This window comes from Pseudonocardia lutea, assembly GCF_042658055.1.
GTDB classification, from domain to species: Bacteria; Actinomycetota; Actinomycetes; order Mycobacteriales; family Pseudonocardiaceae; genus Pseudonocardia; species Pseudonocardia lutea.
The window spans coordinates 43,382-68,557 of sequence record NZ_JBHSQK010000089.1 but is presented as its reverse complement, the minus strand read 5'-3'; the positions used below and the strand labels follow the sequence as shown (position 1 = coordinate 68,557).

The 25,176-nt window shown below is 73.4% G+C and carries 25 protein-coding genes; 16 read left to right on the top strand and 9 right to left on the bottom strand.

Annotated elements, in window-relative coordinates; translation table 11 throughout:
• Positions 1-78: 78 nt before the first annotated feature.
• Complete coding sequence (locus ACFQH9_RS27665) at positions 79-1,272, bottom strand: CaiB/BaiF CoA transferase family protein (protein ID WP_379570580.1); 1,194 nt, start codon at positions 1,270-1,272, stop codon at positions 79-81.
• A gap of 163 nt (positions 1,273-1,435) precedes the next feature.
• Between ACFQH9_RS27665 and ACFQH9_RS27660 the strand changes: the two genes are divergently transcribed.
• Complete coding sequence (locus ACFQH9_RS27660) at positions 1,436-2,323, top strand: LysR family transcriptional regulator (RefSeq protein WP_379570578.1); 888 nt, start codon at positions 1,436-1,438, stop codon at positions 2,321-2,323.
• Between the two features lie 10 nt (positions 2,324-2,333).
• Here the strand turns inward: ACFQH9_RS27660 and ACFQH9_RS27655 are convergent, their stop codons facing one another.
• Positions 2,334-3,236, bottom strand: a complete 903-nt coding sequence (locus tag ACFQH9_RS27655) for a LysR family transcriptional regulator (protein WP_379570576.1) — start codon at positions 3,234-3,236, stop codon at positions 2,334-2,336.
• 98 nt (positions 3,237-3,334) lie between these two features.
• On the opposite strand from ACFQH9_RS27655, the gene ACFQH9_RS27650 reads away from it, so the two are divergent.
• From ACFQH9_RS27650 to ACFQH9_RS27625, 6 genes are all read left to right on the top strand, one after another.
• Positions 3,335-4,579, top strand: coding sequence for an alpha/beta fold hydrolase (locus ACFQH9_RS27650; RefSeq protein WP_379570575.1), 1,245 nt, complete (start codon positions 3,335-3,337; stop codon positions 4,577-4,579).
• Positions 4,580-4,647: 68 nt separating this feature from the next.
• Entirely contained in the window at positions 4,648-6,006 is a 1,359-nt protein-coding gene (locus tag ACFQH9_RS27645; protein ID WP_379570573.1) for an MFS transporter, read from the top strand.
• 31 nt (positions 6,007-6,037) lie between these two features.
• Positions 6,038-6,430 (top strand): cupin domain-containing protein, encoded by a 393-nt coding sequence (locus tag ACFQH9_RS27640; RefSeq protein ID WP_379570571.1) that lies wholly within the window; start codon positions 6,038-6,040, stop codon positions 6,428-6,430.
• 76 nt (positions 6,431-6,506) lie between these two features.
• A complete protein-coding gene (locus ACFQH9_RS27635) occupies positions 6,507-6,866 on the top strand; it encodes a carboxymuconolactone decarboxylase family protein (protein WP_379570570.1) in 360 nt (119 codons plus the stop codon).
• Positions 6,867-6,895: 29 nt separating this feature from the next.
• Positions 6,896-7,798: an NAD(P)-dependent oxidoreductase gene (locus tag ACFQH9_RS27630; protein ID WP_379570569.1), complete on the top strand. Its 903-nt coding sequence runs from the start codon at positions 6,896-6,898 to the stop codon at positions 7,796-7,798.
• Positions 7,795-8,733, top strand: coding sequence for an N-acyl homoserine lactonase family protein (locus ACFQH9_RS27625; RefSeq protein ID WP_379570567.1), 939 nt, complete (start codon positions 7,795-7,797; stop codon positions 8,731-8,733). Before ACFQH9_RS27630 ends, ACFQH9_RS27625 begins: the two co-directional genes overlap by 4 nt.
• An 87-nt stretch (positions 8,734-8,820) precedes the next feature.
• Here ACFQH9_RS27625 and ACFQH9_RS27620 read toward each other — a convergent pair whose 3' ends face one another.
• Positions 8,821-10,230, bottom strand: a complete 1,410-nt coding sequence (locus tag ACFQH9_RS27620) for an MFS transporter (RefSeq protein WP_379570565.1) — start codon at positions 10,228-10,230, stop codon at positions 8,821-8,823.
• Between the two features lie 297 nt (positions 10,231-10,527).
• Here ACFQH9_RS27620 and ACFQH9_RS27615 point away from each other — a divergent pair, with 297 nt between their 5' ends.
• From ACFQH9_RS27615 to ACFQH9_RS27585, 7 genes are all read left to right on the top strand, one after another.
• Positions 10,528-11,871 carry an MFS transporter gene (locus tag ACFQH9_RS27615; protein ID WP_379570563.1) on the top strand — a complete coding sequence of 448 codons (1,344 nt, stop codon included), beginning with the start codon at positions 10,528-10,530 and terminating at the stop codon, positions 11,869-11,871.
• Positions 11,872-12,000: 129 nt separating this feature from the next.
• Positions 12,001-12,693 carry an SDR family NAD(P)-dependent oxidoreductase gene (locus ACFQH9_RS27610; RefSeq protein ID WP_379570561.1) on the top strand — a complete coding sequence of 231 codons (693 nt, stop codon included), beginning with the start codon at positions 12,001-12,003 and terminating at the stop codon, positions 12,691-12,693.
• 124 nt (positions 12,694-12,817) lie between these two features.
• Positions 12,818-13,609, top strand: a complete 792-nt coding sequence (locus ACFQH9_RS27605) for an SDR family oxidoreductase (RefSeq protein ID WP_379570560.1) — start codon at positions 12,818-12,820, stop codon at positions 13,607-13,609.
• A 244-nt stretch (positions 13,610-13,853) separates the two neighbouring features.
• Entirely contained in the window at positions 13,854-14,549 is a 696-nt protein-coding gene (locus tag ACFQH9_RS27600) for a ThuA domain-containing protein (RefSeq protein WP_379570558.1), read from the top strand.
• Positions 14,542-15,315 carry a sugar phosphate isomerase/epimerase family protein gene (locus ACFQH9_RS27595; protein ID WP_379570556.1) on the top strand — a complete coding sequence of 258 codons (774 nt, stop codon included), beginning with the start codon at positions 14,542-14,544 and terminating at the stop codon, positions 15,313-15,315. The genes ACFQH9_RS27600 and ACFQH9_RS27595 overlap by 8 nt, the downstream gene beginning before the upstream one ends.
• 1 nt (position 15,316) lies before the next feature.
• Positions 15,317-16,075, top strand: a complete 759-nt coding sequence (locus tag ACFQH9_RS27590) for an SDR family NAD(P)-dependent oxidoreductase (RefSeq protein ID WP_379570554.1) — start codon at positions 15,317-15,319, stop codon at positions 16,073-16,075.
• 53 nt (positions 16,076-16,128) lie between these two features.
• Positions 16,129-17,124 (top strand): zinc-dependent alcohol dehydrogenase, encoded by a 996-nt coding sequence (locus ACFQH9_RS27585; protein WP_379570552.1) that lies wholly within the window; start codon positions 16,129-16,131, stop codon positions 17,122-17,124.
• A gap of 4 nt (positions 17,125-17,128) precedes the next feature.
• On the opposite strand, the gene ACFQH9_RS27580 is transcribed toward ACFQH9_RS27585, so the two are convergent.
• Positions 17,129-18,013 carry a TrmB family transcriptional regulator gene (locus ACFQH9_RS27580; protein ID WP_379570551.1) on the bottom strand — a complete coding sequence of 295 codons (885 nt, stop codon included), beginning with the start codon at positions 18,011-18,013 and terminating at the stop codon, positions 17,129-17,131.
• Positions 18,014-18,073: 60 nt separating this feature from the next.
• Positions 18,074-18,877 (bottom strand): SDR family NAD(P)-dependent oxidoreductase, encoded by an 804-nt coding sequence (locus ACFQH9_RS27575; protein WP_379570549.1) that lies wholly within the window; start codon positions 18,875-18,877, stop codon positions 18,074-18,076.
• 201 nt (positions 18,878-19,078) lie between these two features.
• Between ACFQH9_RS27575 and ACFQH9_RS27570 the strand changes: the two genes are divergently transcribed.
• Complete coding sequence (locus ACFQH9_RS27570; RefSeq protein ID WP_379570547.1) at positions 19,079-20,437, top strand: metal-dependent hydrolase family protein; 1,359 nt, start codon at positions 19,079-19,081, stop codon at positions 20,435-20,437.
• The gene (locus tag ACFQH9_RS27565; RefSeq protein WP_379570545.1) at positions 20,430-21,425 is read left to right on the top strand and encodes an amidohydrolase family protein; all 996 of its coding nucleotides are present in this window, start codon (positions 20,430-20,432) and stop codon (positions 21,423-21,425) included. Before ACFQH9_RS27570 ends, ACFQH9_RS27565 begins: the two co-directional genes overlap by 8 nt.
• Here ACFQH9_RS27565 and ACFQH9_RS27560 read toward each other — a convergent pair.
• From ACFQH9_RS27560 to ACFQH9_RS27545, 4 genes are all read right to left on the bottom strand, one after another.
• Positions 21,422-22,726, bottom strand: a complete 1,305-nt coding sequence (locus ACFQH9_RS27560; protein WP_379570543.1) for an MFS transporter — start codon at positions 22,724-22,726, stop codon at positions 21,422-21,424. The genes ACFQH9_RS27565 and ACFQH9_RS27560 overlap by 4 nt on opposite strands.
• Positions 22,727-22,831: 105 nt before the next feature.
• A complete protein-coding gene (locus ACFQH9_RS27555) occupies positions 22,832-23,578 on the bottom strand; it encodes an SDR family oxidoreductase (RefSeq protein ID WP_379570541.1) in 747 nt (248 codons plus the stop codon).
• 23 nt (positions 23,579-23,601) lie between these two features.
• Positions 23,602-23,826, bottom strand: a complete 225-nt coding sequence (locus ACFQH9_RS27550; protein WP_379570540.1) for a ferredoxin — start codon at positions 23,824-23,826, stop codon at positions 23,602-23,604.
• Positions 23,823-25,046, bottom strand: coding sequence for a cytochrome P450 (locus tag ACFQH9_RS27545; RefSeq protein WP_379570538.1), 1,224 nt, complete (start codon positions 25,044-25,046; stop codon positions 23,823-23,825). The genes ACFQH9_RS27550 and ACFQH9_RS27545 overlap by 4 nt, the downstream gene beginning before the upstream one ends.
• Positions 25,047-25,176: the final 130 nt, after the last annotated feature.

The window sequence follows — 25,176 nt, the reverse complement described above, 5'->3', positions numbered from 1 at the left end:
TCGACGACCGCCCGCTCCTCGGTGCTCAACGTGCTCATGGTGGTCCTCTCAGGGGTTCGGGAAGGTCGGGCGAGGGCTTCAGACGACGGCGCGTTCGCGCAGGTCGACGAGGTCGGCGTCGGAGCGGCCGAGCTCGCGCACGATGGCGTCGGTGTGCTCGCCCAGCGCGGGGACCGCGCCCATCACGGGCTCGACGCCGGCGAGGTCGGCCGGGGGTCGCAGGGCCTGGACGGTGCCGCCGGGTACGGCGACCTCGTGCCAGCGGTGGCGCTCGGCGAGGACGGGGTGGTCGAGGAACTCCTCGATCCGGTTGATGCTGGCGTTGGCCACGCCCGCCTCGTCGAGCAGCGTGCCCGCGGCCCGGGTCTCGACCGTGGCGAGCCGGCCGGAGATGAGCTGGTTGAGCTCCTCGCGGTGCGCGACCCGCGCCGAGTTCGACGCGAACCGCGGGTCCGTGGCGAGGGTCGGGTCGCCGAGGACGACCGTGCACAGCGCGCGCCACTCGCGGTCGTTCTGCACGGCCAGCAGGAGGCGGCCGTCGGCGGTGTCGTAGGGGCCGTACGGGGCGATGGTGGCGTGCTGGGCGCCGACGCGTGCGGGCTGCCGGCCGCCGTAGCGGGTGTAGTAGGCGGGCGAGCCCATCCACTCGGCGAGCGCCTCGAACAGCGACACCTCCACCGCCGACACCTGCCCGGTGGTCGCGCGCCGCAGCAGCGCGGTCAGGATCCCCGAGTACGCGTACATGCCCGCCGCGATGTCGGCGACCGAGATCCCGACCTTGGCCATCTCGTCCGGAGTCCCGGTGATCGACAGCAGCCCGGTCTCGCACTGCACGAGCAGGTCGTAGGCCTTGCGGTGTGCCCACGGGCCGGTGGTACCCCAGCCCGAGACCGTGCACGGGATGACGCGCGGGTGGGTCCGCGCGAGCGCGGCGGCGTCGACGCCCAGCCGGCCGGCCGCGCCCGGGCCCAGGTTCTGCACCAGGACGTCGGCGCGGTCGAGCAGCTCGCTCAGCACCATCCGTCCCTCCTCGGACTTGAGATCGAGGGTGAGCGACTCCTTGCCCCGGTTGAGCCAGACGAAGTAGCTGGAGTTGCCGCGCACGGCCTCGTCGTAGCCGCGGGCGAAGTCCCCGGCCCCCGGCCGCTCGATCTTGATCACGCGGGCGCCGAGGTCGGCGAGCTGGCGGGTGGCGAACGGGGCGGCGACGGCCTGCTCGAGGCTGACGACGGTGACGCCGTGCAGGGGCGGGAGGGATGTCGAAGGCGTCATCGGGGTCGGCCTTTCGGTGTCGGGCGCGGGTCGGGCGGGAGGCGGGTGCGGGTCGGGCGCACACGTCAGGCGACGTCGTGACCGGACCATCGTCGGGGACCAGAGGCGATACGTGAAATGAAAAATCTTCATCTGTTCGATACGATCCGCGTATAATCATCTGGTGAACGTCGAGGACCTCGAGTGGTTCGTCGCCCTGGCCGAGAGCGAGCACATGACCCGGGCGGCGGAGCGCCTGCACACCACCCAGCCCACGCTCTCGAGGAGCCTCGCCCGGCTCGAGCAGGAGATCGGTGCTCCGCTGTTCGACCGCGTCAACCGGCGCCTGCGCCTCAACCCCGCCGGCGAGGTCCTGCTCCAGCACGCCCGACGCGGCCTGCACGAGCTGCGCGTGGCGACCGAGCACATCCGTGCCCTGCGCGACCCGGAGCACGGCACCGTCCGGCTCGGCTTCCTCCACTCCGTCGCCACGTGGCTGGCGCCCGAGCTGATCCGCGGTTTCCGTGCCCGCGCACCGCGGGTGCAGTTCGCGCTGACCCAGGCGGCCACCTACGAGCTCGAGACCCTGGTCGCCGGCGGCATGGTCGACCTCGCCGTCACGGGCCCCCGCCCGGAGGGCGAGGCCCTGGCCTGGCACCCGGTCCACACCGAACAGCTGTGCCTCGTGGTGCCACGTGACCACCGGCTCGCCGACCGGGCCCGGGCCGCGGTCGCCGAGGCCGCCGACGAGCCGTTCATCATGCTGGGCCCCGACTTCGGGCTGCGTCGGCTCACCGAGGAGCTGCTCGCGCGCGCCGGCGTGGACCCGGCGGTCGCGTTCGAGAGCGCGGAGATCGCGACGATGGAGAGCCTCGCCGCGGCCGGGCTCGGCGTCACCGTCGTGCCGCGACCCCGCCCGCATCGCGCCGACCCCAACGCGGTCTACCTCCCGCTGGTCGACGACGCGGCGCACCGGGTGCTCGGGCTGGTCTGGCGGGCGGATCGGGCCGCGTCGCCGGTGGTGCGCCGCTTCAAGGACTTCGTGATGTCGCAGGAGTGGACCGCGCTGTGAGGCGGGTACCTCAGGTGGGCTTCCGGTTCACCGGCGTGGCGGTGTCGGCGATGAGGTTCCAGAAGGCCTGACCGGCCTCGGTCGTCACCCCGGCCGGACGGGTGGCGGCGGCCACCGTCCAGACCAGGGAGGCGTTCGCCAGCGGCACCATCGCCACCGGGACCCGGGTGGCGATCGCGAGCGGGCGCGGCACGATCGCGATCCCGAGACCGTGCGCGACGAGTTCGAGCAGGGAACCGATCTCGTTGCACGTCACGCGCACCGTGCGCGTGATGTCGGCGGCCGCGAACGCCTGGTCGGTGACCTGGCGCGCCGCCAGGTCCACGTCGAAGTCGACGAACGCCTCGTCCGCGAGGTCGGCGAGTTCGACCGAGGACTGCTTGCTGAGCCGGTGGCCCGCCGGACAGGCGAGGGCCATGGGGTAGGTGGCCAGGGGGGTCAGGCGGATGCCCTCCGGGGGCTCCAGCGGCATCGTCACGAAGGCGAGCTCGATGGTCTCGTTCGTGAGATCGGCGAAGTGCCGCAGGGGCATCCCCACGACCACGTCCACGTCGACGTCCGGGTTGCGCGCGATGAAGCGGCTGATCAGCGCCGCGAGATCCAGCCCGGCGAACGACGGGATGCACCCGACCCGCAGCGTGCTCTTGGTGACCCCCGGCCCGCCACGGACCTGGCTCTCGAGCGCATCGAGCGTGGCCAGGGCGCGCCGGGCGCCCGAGTAGAGCTCCCGGCCGGCCTCGGTCAGCTCCGCCCGCTTACGGGTCCGGACGAACAGGCGGGTGCCGAGCGAGCGCTCGAGTGCGCGGATCGACGAGGACAGGCCGGGTTGGGAGATGTGCAGCTGCTCGGCCGCGGCGGTGAAGGTGCCGGCATCGGCGATCGCCAGGAAGTGCTGCAGCTGACGGGTCTCCACGCATCACTCCGACTTATGGACACGACAGGATTCCTCTATTGGACACGTCGCATCTATGTATCGCAACCTTTCGCCGAACTCAGCGACGAGGAGAACCCATGGCGATCAGCCACGACGACCTGCACGGCCTCGACCTCGGCACCCTGCTCGCGGGCCTCCCGCCCACCGGCGCCTGGAGTGCGCTGTTCGAGCTCCCGGACCTGTCCTTCGGACTGCGGTCCACGGGATCGGCGTTCGAGGTCGTCCCCGCCACCGGCATCAACGACGCCTGGGACTTCGAGCTCCTGGTGAGCGAGTCCGAGTGGACGGCCTTCTGCAGCACCCCGTGCCCGCGCGGCTTCACCACGGCCCAGGCGCTCGTGGCCACCTCCGGCGGGACGCCCGTCCGCGGGAACCGGGCGGTGTGGGCCCGGGCCGCCCTCGTCGTCGACCGCGTTCTGGCGGCCCTGCGTGACAGGGTCACCCCCACCCCGCAGCGGCGCCCGGATCCCGCGGCACCCGCGACCGGGCTGAGCCCGGTCGTCGGGCGCTACCTCACGGTCGAGGTCGAGGGCCGGCCCCAGCGGCTGTACTTCGAGTCGGCCGGCACCGGTCCCCCGCTGGTGTGCCTGCACACCGCGGGCGCGGACTCCCGGCAGTTCCGGTACCTGCTGGAGGACCCCGAGCTCACCGCGCAGTGGACCGTCTACGCGTTCGACATGCCCTGGCACGGCCGGTCCGAGCCACCCGCCGACTGGCAGCGGCAGACCTACCGGCTCACGACCGCCACCTACGCCGCGACGGTGCTGGCGTTCATGGACGGCCTGGGGCTGGATCGGCCGGTGCTGGCCGGCTGCTCGATGGGCGGCGCCATCGCGCTGTACCTGGCCGCCGAGCACGGCGACCGGTTCACCGGCGTGTGTGCCCTGGAGGGCGGGCTCGGCAACCCGTCACGGTTCGTCGACTGGACCAACCGCACGGACGTCGACCACTCGCTGTTCCTGACCAGCTGGGTCGGCGGCCTGATCGCGCCCACCAGCCCCACGGGCCCGGCCGCCCAGACGCTCTGGGGCTACGCCCAGTCCGGCCCCGGCATCTACCAGGGCGACACGTACTTCTACTCCCAGGACCTGCCCCGGGTGGCCGACTCCCTCGGCACGGCCCGCTGCCCGCTCTACGTGTTCAGCGGTGAGTACGACTACTCGGCCACGACCGAGATGAGTCGCGCAGCGGCGGAACGACTCGGCGGACAACTCGTCGAGATGGAGGGGAAGGGCCACTTCCCCATGTCCGAGGACCCGGCCAGCTTCGCCGAGTACTTCTTCCCCGTCCTTGCACTGCTGCGCGACAAGTACGAGAGCTGATCGTCCCGGCGTCGGCTCTGCCGCCCGCTGCCGTCCGTCCAGGCCATCCCAGAGAAGTGGTGAGTCTCTTGTCAGCATCCGTCAGCCGGACCGGCACCGCCGGTCCGGACCGTCGCCGGCGTCTCGTCGCCGCCGCCGTCGGCAACTTCATGGAGTGGTTCGACTTCGCCATCTACGGCTTCTTCGCCACGGCGATCGGTGCGAACTTCTTCCCCAGCTCCAGCCCCACGGCGTCGCTGCTGTCCACCCTCGCGGTGTACGGCGTCGCGTTCCTGATGCGACCCGTGGGCGGGTTCGTCATCGGCGCCATCGGCGACCGCCGTGGCCGCCGCTTCGCGCTGATGCTCTCCGTCGTCCTCATGGGCCTCGCGACCGCCCTCATCGCCGTGCTGCCGCCCTTCGCCGCGATCGGCGTCGCCGCGCCGGTCCTGCTGGTGCTGCTGCGCTGCGTGCAGGGCTTCAGCGCGGGTGGCGAGTGGACCGGTTCGGCAGCGTTCCTGGTGGAGAGCGCGCCGTCGAACCGGCGGGGCGTCACCGCCAGCGTCATCCCGATGACCGCCGCCCTGGCCGTCGCGGTGGGCGCCGGCTCCGCGCTGCTCATCCAGTCCACCGTCGCGCCCGCGGACATCGTCGGCTGGGGCTGGCGCATCCCGTTCCTCGCCGCGTTCCCGCTCACCCTCGTGGGCCTCTACCTGCGGATGAAGCTGGAGGACACCGAGGTCTTCCAGGAGCTGAAGGCCCGCGGCGACATCGCCGAGGCCCCGATCCGGGAGGTGGGCCGTTCCCAGGGCCGCAGCGTCGCGATCTCCTTCGCCCTGTCCGCCATCACGGTGCTCGGCTTCTACTACATCGCGACGTACGTCACGACCTTCCTGACGGTCACGGTCAAGATGGACCGCTTCGCGGCGCTGGTCGTCGTCGCCGTCGGTGCACTGCTGTACGCGGCCCTGTGCCCCGTCATGGGTGCCCTGTCCGACCGGGTCGGCCGACGGCCGGTGTCCCTGATCGGTGGGGCCGGGCTGGCCGTGTTCGCCGTGCCCGCGTTCCTGCTCATGGCGACCGGCAACGCGGTCGTCGCGGTCCTGGGCCTGGTGCTGTTCGGGGTCTTCGAGGCCATGCACAACAGCACCACGACGGTGATGCTCATCGAGCTGTTCCCGGCGAACATGCGCTCCACCGGCAGCGCCATCGGCTACAACCTGGGCGCAGCCCTCATCGCCGGGCCCGGACCGTTGATCGCCGCCGCGCTCGCCGCCGCGGGCGCCGGGGTGGGGCTCCCGGCCGTCTACATGGCCGGCGTCGCGCTCCTCTGCACGATCGTGCTGTGGCGGGTGCTGCCGGAGACGCGCCGGCGTGACCTGGGCCCCGGGGAGCAGCGCGGGCCGATCGCCGCGCCCAAGCCGGACAACGCGACGACACGGTCCTGATCCCGCACCGCCGAACAGGGAGTAGGCACGCATGCATCTGATCCCGGAGCGCTCGGGCAAGCCCAGCGTCCGCCGCACCGAGACCTTCACCGGAGAGGTCTGGGCCGACCCGATCTCCGGCGACGACCCCGTCGTCAACCTCGTCGCCTTCGCCCCGCGCGCCCGGACCTACTGGCACCGGCACGAGGGTGGCCAGCTCATCGTCGCCACCCACGGCAGCGGTTTCGTCGTCAGGGAGGACGGGCTCGGCGGACCGATCCAGGCGGGGCAGAGCGTCTGGACCCCGGCCGGCGAGATGCACTGGCACGGGGCCGGCCCGGACAGCCTGCTGACCCAGACCGCGTACTCCTTCGGCCCGACCGAATGGCTGCACGAGGTGTCGGACGAGGAGTACGAGCGCACCGTCCGGGAGGCCTCGTGGTGAGCCGTCTCCGCGCGCTCGACCCGCCCCTTCGACCACGACGAGGACGTTCATGAACGACAGCACCTAGGAGCAGGGCATGGAGATCCGCCGCGCAGTGGTCGGCGACGAGTACGTCGACGGCGCGCTGGCGGCGGCGGACGAGCTCGGTGCCCCGCTGCAGGACCTCGTCACCGAGTACTGCTGGGGTGCCGTGTGGGGCCGCCCCGGCCTCGAGCGGAAGACCCGCAGCCTCATCAACATCGCGATGATCAGCGCGCTCAACCGGCCCGACGAGCTCCGCGCCCACCTGCGCGGCGCGCTGCGCAACGGCGTGACCCCGGAGGAGATCCGCGAGGTCTTCCTGCAGGTGGCGGCGTACTGCGGGTTCCCGGCGGCGCTCGACGGCTTCAAGACCGCCCGGGCGGTCCTGGAGGCCGAGACCCGACCCGCCGCCTGACCGGCCGCACTCCGACGGAGGACAGCGAGATGGAACTGGGATTCGTCGGCCTCGGCCGGATGGGATCACGGATGGCGAGCCGGCTCGTCGACGCCGGGCACGACCTCGTCGTGTACGACGTCGACGCCGAGGCCGTGACGGCCCTCGTCGCCCTCGGGGCGAAGGCGGCGTCGTCGGCCAAGGAGGTCGCGGACCGTACTGCCGTGGTGCTCACGAGTCTGCCGACCCCCGCGATCGTGCTCGACGTCGTGCTCGGGCCGGAAGGCCTCGCGCAGGGCGCCACGGTCCGCCGGGTGGTGGAGCTGTCCACCACCGGCACCCGCACGGCCCGCCGGCTGGCCGAGGAGCTCGGTCCCCGTGGGATCACCCCGGTCGACGCCCCGGTGAGCGGGGGCACGAGCGGTGCGGAGAAGGGCACCCTCGCCGTGATGGTGTCCGCCCCGGACGCGGACTTCGCGACACTGCACCCCGTGCTCTCCGTCCTCGGGAAGGTCTTCCACGTGGGCACGGAACCGGGCCTCGGGCAGGCGATGAAGCTGGTGAACAACTACCTGTCCGCCGCGGCGCTGGCGACCACCTCGGAGGCGATGGTGGTGGGCGCCAAGGCCGGGTTGGACCCACGGATGATGGTCGACGTCCTCAACGCCGGGTCGGGCCGCAACAGCGCGACCCAGGACAAGTTCCCCCGGTCGGTCCTGCCCGGGACCTTCGACTTCGGCTTCGCCACGGGGCTGATGGAGAAGGACCTCGGGCTGTTCGCCGAGGAGGCCGCGGCCCTGCAGGTTCCGACCTGGGTCGGATCGGTCGTACACCAGATGTGGCGTCAGACCCGGGACCGGCTGGGGGCGGACTCCGACTTCACCAGCATCGCCCGGCTCGTCGAGGGGTGGGCAGGGGTCGAGGTGCGCGCAGAGGGCCCGGACGCGCCGTGAGCGGCGAGACCTACGAGGTCTTCGCGGTCCGGTACGGCCACATGGACCGCCGGGCGTCGGAGAACTTCCTCGGCGGGTGCGCCTGCGACGGCCCGATGCCGATCGACTACTACGTCTGGGTCGTCCGGTCGGCCGAGCGCACCGTCGTCGTCGACACGGGGTTCGGCCCGGCGGAGGGCATCCGCCGGGGTCGGAGGGTGCTGAACCCGGTCGGGACCGGCCTGGCCGCCCTGGGCGTCGACCCCGCGCACGTCGACGACGTCGTCCTCACCCACCTGCACTACGACCACGCCGGCAACCTCGGGCTCTTCCCGAACGCCCGGTTCCACCTGCAGGAGCGCGAGCTGCAGTTCGTCGTCGGGCGGCACATGGCCGACCCGACGACGGCGAGTGCCTACGCCGTCGAGGAGATCGCGGACGCGGTCCGTCTGGTGCACGCCGGCCGGGTGCGGTTCGCGGCCGAGGACGAGGAGCTCTTCCCGGGCCTGAGCGTGCACCTCGTCGGCGGCCACACCGGCGGCACCCAGGTGGTGCGGGTGGCCACGGCCCGCGGTCCGCTCGTGCTCGCCTCCGACGCCGTGCACTTCTACGCCAATCTCGAGAAGCGGCGCGTCTTCGCCGTCACGCACGATCCCGACCACCTCCTCGAGGTGTACGACCGGCGCCTCTCCGAGCTCGTCGACGACCCGGCCGACATCGTCCCGGGACACGATCCCCTCGTCCTGGCCCGGTACCCCGCGGCGCGCACGGGCCTCGAGGGGGTCGTCGCGCTGCTGAGTGACGCCCCGGGGCCTTCGGACGGCCTCGCGGGCGGCCGTGGTGGTGCCCCTCCCGAGCCAGTCGGCACACCGGTCTCGACGAGCTGCCGGCCGTCGTCCCGCCGAGCCGGTCCCGATGAGCTGGCCGAGGTCTCGGTCCGGCTCCTCGAGTTCTGACCACGCCGTCGAGCCGGCCCCGCAGTGCCGGGCCGGCTCGTCGTCGAGGTGTCTCCAGGAAGGTGTCTGCAGAAGGACCTCTCCCGGTCAGCGGGCCGCCGGAACCGGCGAGCCCGGCGGGACCGGCCGCGCGGGGGCGGATTCCGCGCTGTGGAGGTTCTCCAGCTGCTGCAGGCCGGTCCGCGGGCCGAAGAGGGCGACGGTGAGGGCGACGACGGCCCAGCAGCCGGCGATGTAGACGAAGACGGGGCTGTAGCCGAAGGAGCCGAAGACCGCGGCGACGACCATCGGGCCGAGGATGTTGGCCAGCCGGCCGATGCCGTAGACCAGGCCGTTCCCGGAGCTGCGCAGCTCGGTGGGGAACAGTTCCGGGGTGTAGGCGTACAGCAGCGCGGCGAAGGTCTGGGTGAGCGCGTTGACCAGGAAGCCGAACACGACGATCGCGACCGGGTTGAAGGTCAGGCCGTAGGCCAGGCCGCACGCGGCGATGCCGGTGGCGATCAGCGCGATGGGCGTCCTGCGGCCGAAGCGGTCCGACAGCGGCCAGGCCAGCAGCGCCCCGGGCACGGCGCCGAGGGTGGTCAGCGCGGAGAAGGTGAGACTGTGCACCAGGTCGAAGCCGTGCGCGGCGAGCAGGGTGGGCACCCAGGCGACGAAGCCGTAGAACCCGAGGGTCTGGAAGATCCAGACGGCGGCGAGCATCAGCGTGCGGCGGCCGAGGGCCCCGCGGAACAGGGCGCGGTAGCCGGCGCGCGGCGCGCACGGGACGGCGTCCGGGACCGGGGACAGCGCGGGCAGCGGGGGCAGCGACCCGGGATCGGCGCCGGTGGCCTTCTCGATCCGGTCGACCACGGCGGCGGCCCGCTCCTCCATGCCACGCCGGTGCAGCCAACGGGGGCTCTCCGGGAGCCGGGCGATGAGGGGCAGGGCGAGCAGCCCCAGGGCGCCGAAGACGAAGACCCAGCGCCAGGTCTCGGTGCCGAGCGGGACGATCCCACGCGCGGCGAAGGACATGACCGGGATACCGACCAGCCCGATGGCCATCACGGCCGACTGCATCCGGCCGCGCAGCCGCGCCGGCATGACCTCGCAGAGGTAGGCGGTCGCGGCGATCGTCATCGCGGAGAGGCCGATGCCGGTGAGGAGCCGCGCCACGGCCAGGGTCGGCACGGTCGACACCACCGCGTTGAGCAGTGAGCTGACCGAGAAGAAGGTCACCGAGAGGAGCAGGGCGCGTCGGCGGCCGACGGCGTCGGCGAAGCGGCCTCCCCCGACCGCGCCGAGGAACATGCCGAGGAAGGCGGCGGAGGTGACGAGTGCGATGTCGGCCACCGTCAGGTGCAGGTGCTGCTGCAGTGCCGGAGCCGCGTAGGCGAAGGTGTTGAGGTCGCCGAACTCGAAGACGAACGCGACGGCGAGGGCGAGCAGGACCCGGCGGTGGAACCGGCCTATCGGCAGGCGGTCCAGGCGGGCGGACAGCTGGATCGGGCTCATCATGGGACTCCTGGCCTGGCGTGGATTCTGGTGAGGAGAACCCTGCTGCCCCTCCCGGCCTCCCACCGTCGGGCCGGAGCCCGATACGCAGGGCGAACCGACCGTCGGGCGATCGGAGGACGGGCCGCCGTCCGCAGGGTCCGACCACCGCCGGCGGCGGCGCCCCGGAGGACGACGGCACGTCCCCTGATCGCCCGAGCCCCGCGTCCTCGGCGGGGCCGGCCGACCGACCGATCCCCGCCGCGTTCCCGCCCGTCGACGCTCGGAGCGAGGTACCGCACCGACCGGAGAAGGGGAGCCATGCCCACCGCCGTCCTCACCCCGCCGACCCCCGGCCCGACGCCGGCCCCGGGTCCGCCGCCCGGTCGCCGGGTGGCCCGCCGGATCAACCTGGCCAGCATGGCGGGCACCACGATCGAGTACTACGACTACTTCATCTACGGCACGGCCGCCGCACTCGTCTTCCACAAGATCTTCTTCCCCCACACGAGCGGCATCGTCGGCGCGATCGCGACGTTCGGGACCTTCGCCCTGGTGTACGTGTTCCGGCCGGTCGGGTCGATCCTGTTCGGACACGTCGGCGACCGACTCGGCCGCAAACGCACCCTGATCGTCACGCTGACGACGATGGGCCTGTGCACGGTCGCCGTCGGGCTGATGCCCGGCGCCGCGACGATCGGCGTCGCCGCCCCGATCCTCCTGGTCGCCCTCCGCGCCGTGCAGGGCCTTGCCGTGGGCGGGGAATGGGCCGGGGCCGCCCTGTTCGCCACCGAGAACGCCCCCGACGGACGACGCGGACGCTTCGCCCTCTACCCGCAGGTCGGCGCGACCGTCGCGTTCGCGCTCGCCGCCGCCACCTTCCTCGCCGTCGACCTCGGGATCGGCGAGACCAGCGACGCCTTCCTCTCCTGGGGCTGGCGTGTGCCGTTCCTGCTCAGCGCGCTGCTGATCGGGGTCGGGCTGTACGTCCGCCTGCACACCACCGAGACCCCCGTCTTCACCGACTCGGCCCGCACCGCGCCCCGCCGCGGCGTGCCGTTCCTGGAGGTGTGGCGCCGCCAGCCCCGGACGATGCTGCTGGCGACCGGCCTGGCCACCGGCGTGTTCGCCACCATGTCCGTCGCCACGGCCTATCTGACGAGCTACGCGACCGGCAGCCTGGGCATGAGCAAGGCCGGAATCCTCGTGATCGACGTCATCGCCGCGCTCGTCTCGGTGGCGACCACCGCCTACGCGGCCGTCCTGTCCGACCGCCTCGGGCGCCGCCCGCTCGTCCTGATGGGCTGCGGCGGCCTGGCCGTGTGGTCGCTCGTGCTCTTCCCGCTGCTGGACACCCGCTCGCCCGTCGCGATCGGCGCCGGGATCGTCGTCCTGCTCGCCCTGCTCGGCCCGGCCTACGGTCCCCTCGGCGCCTATCTGCCGGAGATGTTCTCCACCCGGTGCCGCTACACGGGCGCCGGGGTGAGCTACAACCTGGGCGGGGTGGCCGGCGGAGCCCTCGTCCTCGTGCTCGCGGCCCCGCTGACCGCCTCGGCCTGGGGGCCGGTCGCCCTCGGCCTGTGCATGGCAGGGCTGCTGGCGATCGCCCTCGGATGCCTGCACCGGCTTCCGGAGACCCACGAGCGGTCGCTGACCGCGGTGTGAGAAGCGGGGGCGAGGTTCCTGGGCCCTCCGGCCGCGTACCGGGACGCGCGCGGGCAGGACCACCGCGGCGTCCGCGTCCTCTGCGACACTCCTCGCGCACGTCATGTCCGCCCGGCGGGAGGGATGAGTATGGGAAGCACGACGAGTCGGCTCGTCGTCGTGACCGGGGCCGCCGGCGCCCTCGGTCGAGCGGTCGTCGCGGAGTTCCTCGAGGACGGGTGCGAGGTCGCGGCCCTCGACCGGCCCGGCGATCCCCTCGAGGAGATCGGCCGTCTCGACGGGGTCCACCCGGTGGCGGCTCACCTGTCCCGGGCCGACGACGTGGCCGCGGCCTGGAAGACGATCGACTCGATCGGCACCCCCGACGTGCTCGTGGCACTGGCCGGCGCCTTCCGCCCCGGCTCGCTCGCCGAGCTCACCGAGGACGTCTGGGACGCGATGTGGCAGTCCAACGTCGCATCGCTGCTGTGGTGCGCCCGCGAAGCGGCCGCCCGCTTCGCCGAGGCCGGAGGAGGCGCCATCGTCACGGTCGGCTCCAAGACGGCCGTGAGCGGCGCCGCCCCGGTCGCGCACGGCACGAGCAAGGCGGCCGTGGTGCGGATGACCGAGCTGCTGGCCGAGGAGCTCCGTCCCCGGCGGATCCGGGTCAACGCCGTGCTCCCGTCGGTGATCGACACCCCGGCCAACCGCACCTGGATGTCACCGGATCTCGCCGCCCGGGCCGTCAGCCCGGGAGCGATCGCGCGGGTGATCGCCTTCCTCGCCGGCCCGGACGCCGCGCCGATCAGCGGGGCCCGGATCCCCGTCTACGGGGACGCCTAGGAAATCGCGTCCGGCAGGCCGTCGCCCTGCGCGTCCTCGGTGTCGGAGATCACCGTCGAACCCGAACTGAACGCGCGTTCAGCACTCCATGATGTCAGGGGGACTCGACGGAGAGGACAGGACGATGAGTGCGTTCGACGACGGCCTGATGGCGGATCGCACGGTCTTCGTGGCAGGCGGCACGAGCGGCATCAACCTCGGTATCGCCCGCAGGTTCGCCCGGCTCGGGGCGCGGGTGGCCGTGGCCGGGCGGAACCCGGAGAAGGCGAAGACCGCGGCGGACTCGATCGGCCCCGGTGCGCTGGGCCTCTCGGCGGACGTGCGCGACTACGAGGCGATCCGCGGCGCGATGGAGCAGGTCGCGGCCGAGCTCGGGCCGCTCGACGTCGTGGTGTCCGGCGCGGCCGGCAACTTCCTCGCCCCGGCGGCGCAGATGTCCGCCAACGCCTTCCGCACGGTGGTCGACATCGACCTCAACGGCACGTTCAACGTCTTCCGCGGCTGCCACGACCTGCTCCGCACCCCCGGCGCCTCGCTCATCGCGATCACCGCGGGCCAGGCGGTCAACGCGATGCCCATGCAGGCGCACGCGTGCGCCGCGAAGGCCGGGATCAACCAGCTCGTCCGCGTGCTCGCCATGGAATGGGGCCCGGACGTGCGCGTCAACGGCATCTCCCCCGGGCCGATCGCGGGCACCGAGGGCATGGCCCGGCTCGCGCCCGACGAGAGCACCCGCGAGGCCCACTACGCGCGGATCCCGATGAAGCGCTGGGGCGAGATCGAGGAGGTCGCCGAGGCCGCGGTGTTCCTCTCCAGCCCGTCCGCCACCTACGTGACCGGCACGATCCTCGACGTCGACGGCGGCTCCCAGCTCGGCGACGCCACCCGCAACGACACGAGCAAGGGCCTGGCCTGAGGCATCGGCGAGGGCGACCCACGGGCCGTCCTCGCCGTACCCGCCCTCCGATCGATGTCGATCTGATCGCAGTCCCGGCGGGATGCGGCGCACGCCGAGCAGACCTTTCGGGCCGACAGCCTCGTCGAGGCACATCGGCATTCCGGCGTCCTTCGGTGTTGCACCAGCCGCCCAGCGGCTAGGCTCCTCCGTAGTCGTCAGTCAACTCACGCCGCGTTCGCCGCGTGCGTCCTGGAGGTAGCCGATGCGCGCCGTGGTGCTGTCCGGCGGCCTCACCCACGACTTCCCCGCGACCACCGCCTGTCTGGAGGCACTGCTCGACGAAGCCGGCTTCGACGTGGACGTCCACACCGGGACGGCGGGCGTCGACTCGTCCCTCGAGGCGCTGCCGGGCGCGGCGCTTCTCGTCGTCAACGCCCTGCGATGGTCCATGACCGGACCCGGCACCCCGGACCGGTACCGGGAGCGGGCGGCCGAGGAGGGCGCCAGCCCCTCCCCCGCGGCCCGCGAGGCCCTCGCCGCCCACCTCGCCGGGGGCGGGGGCGTGCTCGGGATGCACACCGCGAGCATCTGCTTCGACGACTGGCCGGAGTGGGGCGACGCGCTCGGCGGCCACTGGGAGTGGGGGCACTCGCACCACCCGCCGCTCGGTCCCGAGGTCGCGGTCACCGTGGGGTCCGCGCACCCGCTCGTCGACGGCGTCGACGACTTCACGATCGTCGACGAGGTGTACGGCGACCTGCGCACCCGCGAGGTCACCGGCCTGCTCCACGCCGCCACCCCGGGCACGGACGGGCCCCCGCGGCCGCTGCTGTGGGCCCGCGAGCACGGCGGCGGCCGGGTGGTCTACGACGCCCTCGGCCACCATCCGCCCTCGTACGAGGTCCCCGCGCACCGGGAGATCGTGCGCCGCGCCCTCCGCTGGACGACCCGTGGCTGACCGGACCGAGCTGTCCCTCTCCGCGGGCAGCGTCCTCGAGCTCACCCCCGACGGCGTGATCCGCTGCGCCGCCGAGGCCGGGTTCCCACTGGCCGGCGTGCGGCTCGCCGATCCGCGCGCGCAGGCACCCGCGGTCGCCGACGCAGTGCGGCGGACCGGCGTCCGGCTGCTCGACGTCGAGGTCGTGCGGCTCGGGCCCGCCGGCGTCACGGACGCGCACCGCCGACTCGCCGACACCGCCGCCGTCCTCGACGCGGCCTTCCTGCTGACCGTCTCGGAGGATCCCGACGAGGCCCGGACGACCGCGTCGCTGGGCGACCTCGCCGAGGTCCTGGCCGGCTCCGTCACCCGCATCGCCCTCGAGCCGATGGCCTTCACCGCCGTCCGTTCCCGCGCCGCGGCCGAGCGGATCGCCCGCGCCGTGCCGGGCACCGTCGTGCTTCCCGACGCGCTGCACCTGCACCGCATGCGCGAGCCCCTCGATGCGGCGTGGCCGGAGGAGCTCGTCGGCTACGCGCAGCTGACCGACGTCGGATCGGCCTCTCAGCCCGGCGACCCGGAGTCGTTGGCGCACGAGGCACGGCACGAGCGGGTGCCCCCGGGCGAGGGGACGCTGGACCTGGCGGGCTTCCTCGTCGCCCTGCCGGCGGCCGTCCCGCTCGCCGTCGAGGTGCAGTCCGACGCCCTCGCGGCCGAACACGCACCGCTCGACCGCGCAGTGCTGCTGCGCAAGGCCGCGTCTGCGGTCGTCACCGGAGGGAGTTGAGGTGGGACGTCCGATCGACGGCATGTCGGTGCTGGTCACCGGGGGTGGCTCCGGTATCGGTGAGGCCGTGGTGCACCGGTTGGCGAAGGCCGGGGCCCGGGTCACGCTCTCCGGGCGCCGGGCGGGCAAGGTCGAGGCGGTGGCAGCCGCCGCCGGTGCGCACGGGGTCGTCGGGGACGTCACCGTGGCGGCGGACCGGGAGGCGATGGTGGCGGCGGCGGTGGCGCACGGCGGCGGTCTCGACGCGGTGGTCCACGGCGCCGGCAACATGTACCGCGGCGCGCTCGAGGAGCTGACCGAGGAGGACCTGCACGCCGTCTTCGCCTCGAACACGATCGGCCCGATGCTGCTCACCGGCCTCGCCCTGCCGCACCTGCGGGAGGCCCGGGGCGCGGTCGTGTTCTTCGGGTCCGTGCACACCCAGCGCGCCTTCCCCGGCGCCTCCCCCTATGCCGCAACCAAGGGCGCCCTGGAGACCCTGACCGGCGTGCTCGCCGCCGAGCTGGGTCCGCAGGGCGTGCGCGTCGGCTGCGTGCGCCCGGGCGGCGTGCTCACCGAGATCAACCAGCGGGCCGGGCTGTTCGACGACGCCCAGGCAGCCGAACGCATGGAGTCCCTCGGCCCCGCCCACGCCCTGGGCCGGCCCGGCACCACCGACGAGGTCGCCGAAGCGGTCGAGTACCTGCTGAGCGCGGAATGGGCCACCGGCGCGGTGCTCACCATCGACGGCGGACTGAGCCTGGGCGTCACGAACGCATAGCGCTGCCACCCGGGATCCCACGACGTGCCCACCGACCCGAGGAGGCCAACCGGATGCGCGCCGCCGTGACCACCGCACCGGGCACGATCGCGATCGAGCAGGTGCCGGATCCCGATCCGGGACCGGGCGACGCCGTCGTCGTGGTGGGGGCGGTGGGGCTGTGCGGCACGGACCTGCACATGTTCCTCGGCGAGCGGCACGACACCGGCTTCCCGCTCCGCCAGGGCCACGAGGTGGGTGGCACCCTCGTCGAGCTCCCCCACGGCTACGACGGCCCGCTGCAGGTCGGGCAGACGGTCGCGGTCGACCCCGCGATCCCCTGCGGGCGCTGCCGCCCCTGCACCCGCGGCGCCTGGCCGGCCTGCACGGCCTTCCGCGCGCTCGGGGTGGCCCTGCCGGGCGGGCTGGCCGACCGGATCGTCGTCCCCGTCGAGCAGCTCCACGCCGCCGACGGCCTGACCGCCGTCGAGGCGGCCCTGGTCGAGCCGTTCTCCATCGCGGCCATGGCGCTGGCCCGGGCCGAGCTGCGCGGTGGCGACCGGCTCGCGGTCGTCGGCGGGGGCCCCATCGGGCTGGCGATCACGGTGACCGCCGCGGCCCGCGGACACGCGGTGCTGGTCAGCGACCCCGTGGCGGCCCGGCGCGCGCTCGCCGCGGAGCTGGGGGCCGACCGGGTCACCGCGCCGGACCCGGAGGCGGTCGCGGACTGGACCCGCGGCGAGGGCGCGGACGTGGCGTTCGAGGCGTCCGGGACCCGCCCGGGTCTCGAGGCGGCGCTGGCCGCGACCGGACCCGGCGGGCGGCTCGTGGTCGTGGGGGTCGCCGCGCACGATCTCGTCGTGCCGGTGCCGCGGCTGCTGTTCGAGGGCGTGACGGTCGTGGGCGCGCGGGCCGGGCTCTTCCCCGAGGCCCTCGACGTGGTGACGGCGCGCCGGGCCGCCACGGCCCGGTTCGTCAGCCGGGAGGTCCCGCTCGCGGACGTGGCCGGGGCCTTCGACCACGCGATCGCGCACCCGGAGGACGTCGTGAAGGTCCTGGTGACGCCCTGACCGGCTAGGCGCGCCGTCCGCGGCGCGGCGGGGCGGAGGCGCCCCCCGGACCGCGCGCCAGCAGCGCCGCCGGGATCCCGTGGTCGGCCCGCAGCTTGCGCAGCGCCGGATCGGAGGTCCAGAAGGCTTCGAAGTCCTCCGGCGCGAACTTCTCCGCGATGAGGTGCATGGCGATGTCGTGCCGCACGTACTCGACGGCCACGAGCACCACGGCCGGGTCGTCCGTGTAGACGCCCCAGGCGTCGCCGTTCACGACCCCGCCGATCACCGCCTGCTCGCGGTCCGCGGCCACCACCAGCAGCCGGCAGCCGAGGTTCTCCAGCACCACGTCGGGCGAGGAGAACCGGTGCGGGTAGGTGGACCCGACGGGCTCGGGGTCCTCCCCGAAGGTCACCACGGTGACCTCGACGCCCTCCGCGTCGGCCCGGCGCACCGTGCTCTTCAGCGGCGCGATCTCCGCCGGCCACCCGGACAGGAAAAGGTCGGTGCGGGCCGCCGCGACGACGTCCTCGGCGCGCGCGAGCAGCGACTCCCGGTCGGACAGGTTGTGCACCAGCCGGACCTGTGACGGGGCCGCGACCTGTGGCAGCGCCGCGCTCAGCGCGTCGATCGACTGGTCGAACTCGCGGCGCATCCGGTCCAGCAGCGCGGAGGGCGGAAGCGAGATGTACCCGACGCTCGCCTCCCCCGCCCGCACCTCGTAGGCCGCCCCCCGCCCGACGAGCTTGGCGAGCGTCTCGTACACCGTCGAGCGCGGGACACCGGAGCGCTTCGCGACCTCGTAGCCGTTCAGCGGGGTCCCCGCCGCGACCAGCGCGACATAGGCCTTCGCCTCGTAGCCGGACATCCCGAGGCGCTGCAGCTCCTCGATCACGCTCTGCTGGGACATGTGGCCATCGTCCCATCCGGACCGTGCGGCCCGGGACGACCCCGCGACCATGTCCGCTGCTCAGCCGCCCTCGCGGGCCGCGGCGCCCTCGTCGACGCCCACCGAGTCCACCGACTTCGGCCGCGGCATCGACGCGAGAGCCGTCTTGGTGATCCCGCCGTCGACGGCGAGCGTCTGTCCCGAGATGTAGCCCGCCTTGGGCGAGCCGAGGAACAGCACCGCGTCGGCGACGTCCTCGGCCGTGCCGAGCCGGCCCTGGGGCACCCGCGCCTGGCGCAGCCTGCGGACCTCCTCGTCGGCGTAGATCGCGTCGGACATCCCGGCGTTGATCAGGCCGGGCGCCACGCAGTTGACCCGGACCCCGTGGCCGGACCACTCCAGCGCCATGTGCTCGGTGAGCTTCACGATCCCGGCCTTCGACGCCGTGTAGGCCCCGGCGTTGGGCGCGGCGGCGATCCCGTTGATCGACGCCATGTTCACGATCGCGCCACCGCCGGCCTCGATCATCCGGGCGGCCACGGCCCGGCCGACCAGGAAGGTGCCGGTCAGGTTCACGTCGACCGCCGCCCGCCAGTCGGCGGCCGCGATCGTGAGCAGCGGGCCGAACCGGGCGATCCCGGCGTTGTTGACCAGCAGCGAGGGCGCCTCCGGCAGCGCGGCGACGGCCGCGGCGACCGACCCCTCGTCCGCGACGTCGACGACGGTCGGCACGCAGGCCGGACCGAGGTCGGCGGCCAGCGCCTCGAGTCCGGCGGCGTCGACGTCCCAGGCCGCGACCCGGTAGCCCTCCTTGACGGCGTGCCGGCTGATGACGGCGCCGATCCCGTTGCCCGCCCCGGTGACCACGGCCCATCCACGCGTCACGGCACACTTCCCCTCGTCGGACGTCCGTACCGGGCCCACGCGGCCCCGGTGCGGCGTTGGTTCACTGACGACGCTAACCCCCATCCGGCCCGCCCGTCCATGATTACGGCCCGGGAGAGCCGCGCACGCGTAGTCGTCATACTTCTGACGGCGTATGGTGCGGAGTGTCCCACCGACACGACGACGTTCCTGGGAGGCCCCGTGGGCGGCAGCATCCTGATCAGTGGCGGCACGCTCGTCGACGGCACGGGCGCGGCGGCCCGGCCCGGCGAGGCCGTGCTGATCCGCGACGGCCGGGTCACCGCCCTCGGCGCGCAGGCGCTGGCCGACGCCGAGGCGAGCGGGGTCGACGAGCGGATCGACGCGACCGGCAAGACGGTGATGCCCGGCCTGATCGACGCCCACACACACCTGACCTTCGGCGAGCCCACCGGCAACGACGAGCTGTTCAACCACCGGACCGAGGCCTACAGCTCGATGCTCTCGGCCTACAACGCGCGCAAGGTGCTGCGCGCCGGCGTGACCAGCGTGCTCGACGCGGACTGTCTGTGGAACATCGGCTGCGAGCTCCGCGACGCGATCGAGGCCGGGATCGTCGAGGGCCCGCGGATGCGCGCGGGCGGCCAGGCCCTGATGACCATGCTGGGCGGCACGGCCGGACGGATGATCAAGGACGAGGGCCGCACCGGCTACGCCACGGTCGTCACCGGCCGGGACGTGATGGTCAACGAGATCCGTCGGCAGATCAAGTACGGCGTCGACTGGATCAAGATCATGGTCACCGGGCTCATCCCGTCGATGAAGGGCCCCGAGGTCAAGGTCTGGAACCTCGACGAGCTGCGCACCGTCTGCGACACCGCGCACGAGCTCAACACCAAGGTCGTGGCGCACTGCCGCAACTCCGACTCCACGCGGGACGCGGCCCGGGCCGGCGTCGACCTCATCTACCATGCCTCCTACCTCGACGACGAGGCGATCGAGGCCGTCATCGAGGCGGGCTCGGCCATGTGCCCGACCTTCACCCTGCTCGGCAACCTCGCCGACTACGGCGAGAAGGTCGGTACCGCGCCCGAGCTGCTCGACGTGTTCCGCGCCGAGATCGAGGTGACGGCCACGCAGCTCACGAAGGCGCACGCCGCGGGCGTCACCTTCCTGACCGGCTCGGAGACCGGGTTCGCGGTGACCCCGGTCGGCGAGTGGCACGCCCGCGAGCTGGAGATGTTCACCGAGTACATGGGCATGACGCCGATGGAGGCGATCGTGGCCGCCACCCGCAACGGCGCCTTCGCCATGCGGATGGACGACGTCGGGACGCTCGAGCACGGCAAGATCGCCGACGTCCTGGTGATCGACGGGGACCCGCTCGCCGACGTGCGGATCCTGCAGGACAAGGAGAAGATCGTCGAGGTGGTCAAGGCCGGGAGGCGGATCGACCTCTCGACCCCGATCCCCGAGCACAAGCCGCGCTCGTCGGACCAGGTCCGCTTCCTCGCGGCCTGCCCGCTCACCCGCTCGCTGGCCCTGACCGAGGAGCAGATCGAGCGGATGTCGCATGTCTGAGCCGTCCCCGCGGGTCGTCGACGTCCACGCCCACGCCGTCCTCGCGATGGCGGAGGGCGCGGCCGGGGAGGCCGGGCCGGAGCTCGGCACGTCGCCGGACGGCACGCCCTTCTACCGCGTCGGGGACTACGTCCTGCACGGCGTGAAGTACGCGGGCAGCCCGTTCATGGACGTCGACGTCCGACTGGCGGCCATGGACGCCGCGGGGATCGACCTGCAGGTCCTGTCCCCCAACCCGATCACCTACTTCGACACTCTGCCCGCGGCGGACGCGACGGCATTCGCGCGCCGGCACAACGACGCCCTGGCCGAGCTGGTGGGCAAGCACCCCGGCCGGCTGCTCGCCACCGCGCAGCTCCCGGTGCAGGACGTGGCGGCGTCGGTGGCCGAGGCCCGCCGGGCCGTGCGGGACCTGGGCATGGCCGGCGTGTACATCGACACGGACCCGGCGGGACGCACGCTCGACGACCCGGCGCTGGACCCGCTGTACGAGGCGGTCGTGGACCTCGACGTGCCGCTGTTCGTGCACCCGTCGCCGCTGGGCGCGGACGGGCCCGCGGACGATCCGCGGCTGCGCCGCTTCGACCTGGACCTGATGCTGGGCTTCGCCTACGACGAGACGCTCGCCGTGGCCGCGCTGGTGTTCGGCGGGGTGCTGGAACGCCACCCCGGCCTGGACGTCTGCCTGTCGCACGGCGGAGGCGCCGCGGCGTTCCTCTCCGGGCGCTTCTCGCGCGCCGTCGCGAAGCGGGCGTGGGTGAGCCGAGCGTTGCGCGGCAACGGTTTCGAGCACTACTACAGACGGATCTGGTTCGACACCCACGTGCACGACGAGCAGTCCCTGCAGCTGCTCGTGGACCACGCCGGCGCCGACCGGCTGGTCTTCGGCACGAACTTCGCCGGCTGGGACTCCGGCGGGGCGGACCACCCGGGCGGCGCGCTCGCGGAGACCCTCGCGAGCAACGCCGCCCGGCTGCTGCGGCTCTAGACCGTCCGCAACGGACGGCGGGCCGTCTCCTTCGTGAACCACACCGCGGGCAGCGAGATCACCGCCAGGATCATCACGTAGACCGCGCCGACCATGCTGCTGCCGGTCACCCCGCCCAGCCAGGTCAGCAGGTACGGCGCGGACCCGCCGAACAACGCCACGGACAGGTTGTACGTGATGCCGTGCCCGCTGACCCGCACCCTGGTCGGGAACATCTCGGTGAGCGTCGAGTTGGTGACGGCCGCGTAGCCGCCCGCGAGCAGCCCGAACAGCACCAGGCCCACGGAGATCAGCCCGAACGAGCCGGACGTCATCAGCAGGAACGCCGGGTAGGACAGCACCAGCAGCCCGGTCCCGCTGATCAGCAGCACCGGGCGTCGGCCGACCCGGTCCGACCACCAGGAACCGACCACCTCGGCCAGCAGGCACGCGGCGAGCGCGATGAGCGAGGGGGCGAAGGCCTCGTACCCGGTCAGCTTCAGGCTCTTCGTCGCGAACGTCGGCAGGTAGCCGACGATCATGTAGAAGGACGCCGCGTTCACCGCGATCAACAGGAACGACTTCACCAGCAGCCGGACGTTCTCCCGGCCGGAGAGCGCCGCGCCGACCGGGTTCGCCTCGCGCGCCCGGTCCTCCTTCAGCGCCAGGAAGTGCGGGGTCTCGTCGAGCCGGCGGCGGATGTAGAGGCCGATGACGCCCATCGGCAGGGCGAGCAGCAACGGCAGCCGCCAGCCCCAGGCCTGCATCTGCTCCGCCGAGAGGGTGAGCAGCAGGATCCCCGGGAACAGGCTGCCCAACAGGGTGCCCACGACGGAGCCGACCGAGATCAGCCCGACGTAGAGCCCGCGACGGTGCAGGGGCGAGTGCTCGGCGATGAACGAGACCGCGCCGGAGATCTCGCCGCCGGCCGAGACGCCCTGCAGGAAGCGCAGCACGATGAGCAGCACGGGCGCGGCGACGCCGATGGTCGCGTAGCCGGGCAGCACCCCCATCAGCGTGGTGGCGACCGACATCAGCAGGACGGTCAGGGCGAGCGTCCGCTTGCGGCCGATCCGGTCGCCGAGCGCGCCCCACACGAACCCGCCGAGGGGGCGGGCGAAGAAGGCCACGGCGAACACCGCGAGCGAGGACAGCAGCCCCGTCGTCGGGTCGGCCGCCGGGAAGAACACCGCGGCGAGGGTGGTGGCGAGTACCGCGTAGGCGGAGAACTCGTAGAACTCCACGAAGGAGCCCACGGTGCCGCCGAGGACGGTCCGCCGTACGGCGCGGGTGGTGGTGGGATCGGGGACGGTGGCGGTCACAGGGGCTCCGGAAGACGTCGTCGTCGGTGGCGGGGACACCCGCCCGTGCGACGTTAGATATCTGACGACTAGTACGTCAACGGGTCCGTGCCCGGTCGCCGGTGATCAGAGCAACGCCTGGTACGCCCCGCCGTCCAGCGGCACCGCGGCCCCGGTCAGGTAGCCCGCGTGGACCGAGCAGAGGAACGCGACGACGGCGCCGAGCTCGGCCGGTCGCCCGAGCCGTCCGGCCGGGACGGTGGCAAGGGCCTCGGCCAGCGCGGGAGAGTCGCCCTCGCCGTAGATGCTGCGCACCCGGGCGGTCTCGTGCAGGCCGGGCAGGACGGAGTTGACCGTGACGCCGTCGGCCGCGATCTCGCGGGCCAGGGTGCGCAGGAAGCCGGTGGCCCCGGCCCGGGCGGCGTTGGACGGGGCCAGGTTCGGGTAGGGCTGCCGCACCCCGAGCGAGGTGATCGCGACGATCCGGCCCCACCCCCGCGCGCGCATACCGCGCACGGCGGCCTGGCACATGGCGATCACGGCGAGCAGGCTGCGGTCCACACCGTTCCGGTAGTCCGCCAGCGAGGCCGACAGCGCCGTGCCCGGCGCGGGCCCGGGGCCGTTGACGACCAGGATGTCCGGCTCGCCCGCACGCCGGACGAACTCCTCCGCACCCTCCGGCCCGGAGAGGTCGGCGACCAGCCACTCGGTGCCGCCGCCCAGCGCCCGCGCCGCGGCCTCGGCCCGGTCGCCGTCCGAGCCGCAGATCGTGACGTGCACGCCCTCCGCGACCAGCGCGGCCGCGCTCGCGTAGCCCAGCCCGGCCGTCCCGGCGGCGACCGCCGCCCGTTTCCCCGTGATGCCCAGATCCATCGGCCGAGCCTCCCAGAGGTCGATCAGAAGATGTCGATCTCCTCGCCGGTGTCCGCGTCGTGGACCGTCAGGGCGCCCGACGGACAGGCGCGGGCGAGGTCGAGGGCGCGCTCGTCGCCCGGTTCGGGGGCGCCGGTCACCGGTGTGGCGATCTCCTCGTCGTCGAAGCGGAAGAGGTCGGGAGCGTCGGCGACGCACTTCCCCGAGCTGATGCAGACCTCGCGGTCGACGTCGATCCGGTAGCTCATGTGCCCTCCCCCAACAGGACGGGATAGGTGGCCCAGTACGGGCGTGCGGTCGCGGTGTCGCGCTGCGGCGGGTGGTCGGGGTCGCGGCGCACCCCGGCCCGGAACATCCGCTGCACCGCGCCGGTGACCAGGCCGGACAAGTGCTCGTCCGGGTCCGTGCCCGGGCGCGCCACGACGCCCGCGGCCAGGTCCTGCCCGATGCAGACGTGCATGCCCGCGGCGAAGCTCAGCCCGAACGGCGCCACCCCGGGCGGCGGGACGCGGTGCGGGCGGAACTCGGCGGCGTCGGGGCCGAAGAGCTCCGGGTCCCGGTTGAGGGCCTGCAGGTCGATGACGACGGTGGCCCCCTCGGGGATCTCGACGCCGGAGCGCAGCCGCACCGGCGCGAGCGCGCGGCGCATGCCGGTGGGACTGGACGGGTTCAGCCGCACGGTCTCGTGCACGGCGCGCTGCACGAACAGCGCGTCCCCGCAGGCCGCCTCCGCGTCCTCGGGGTGCTCCTCGAGCCAGCCGAGGAGGTGGTCGACGGTCCGCACGAAGGCCGTCGCGCTGGTGTGGGCACCCGCGAGCAGGAAGAACGCGACCTCGCGGCGGATGACCTCCCACGGCAGGTCGAGCTCGTCGGCGTGCCGGAGGAGGGTGGTCAGGACGTCGCGCGGGACGTCGACCTCCTCCCCCGCGGCCTCCCGGGCCAGCAGGGCGCGCCGGCGCTCCGCCGAGGGGGCGAGGAACTCGGCGTCCCAGTCCTCGAGGGCCTGCGCGACGGCGGCGCGCAGCGCCTCCCGGTCGCCGGTGGCGTGGACCATCGTGGCGCCCTCGATGAAGCGGGCGTTGTAGTCGTAGAGCCGGGCGGTCTCCTCGGTGGTGCCCAGCGGCCGGTCGATGCCGGCGGTGAGCGCGGCGAGGTTGAGCATGAGCTCGTGCCCGAGATGGACGAGGTCGACGCGGCCCGCCGCCAGGTAACGGCCCAGGGTCTCCTCGGTGACCTGCGGGAACAGCTCGCGCTCGTAGCGCTCGAACACCTCTCGCCGGAACATCCGGTTCTCGACCCGGCGCCGGTTGCGGTGTTCCTGGCCGTGCAGGTTCACGAGCACGCCGGACATGACGACCTCGCCCGCGTCGTACAGCGCCTGGCGGAGGTCCTTGCTCCGGTAGGCGTCGTGGGCGTCGGCGAACGTCCTGAGGACGATCGGTGTGGCGTCCTGGGCGGTCGTGGTCACGGTCCCCCCTCGACGGCGGTGCTGCGGGGCGCGGCGAGCCCGGTGCCGAGCACCACGACGTCCGCCTCGGTGGGTACGGGTCCGGTCACGATGCCGCCTTTCTCGGGATCCCGGGGACGGTCCGACCCTG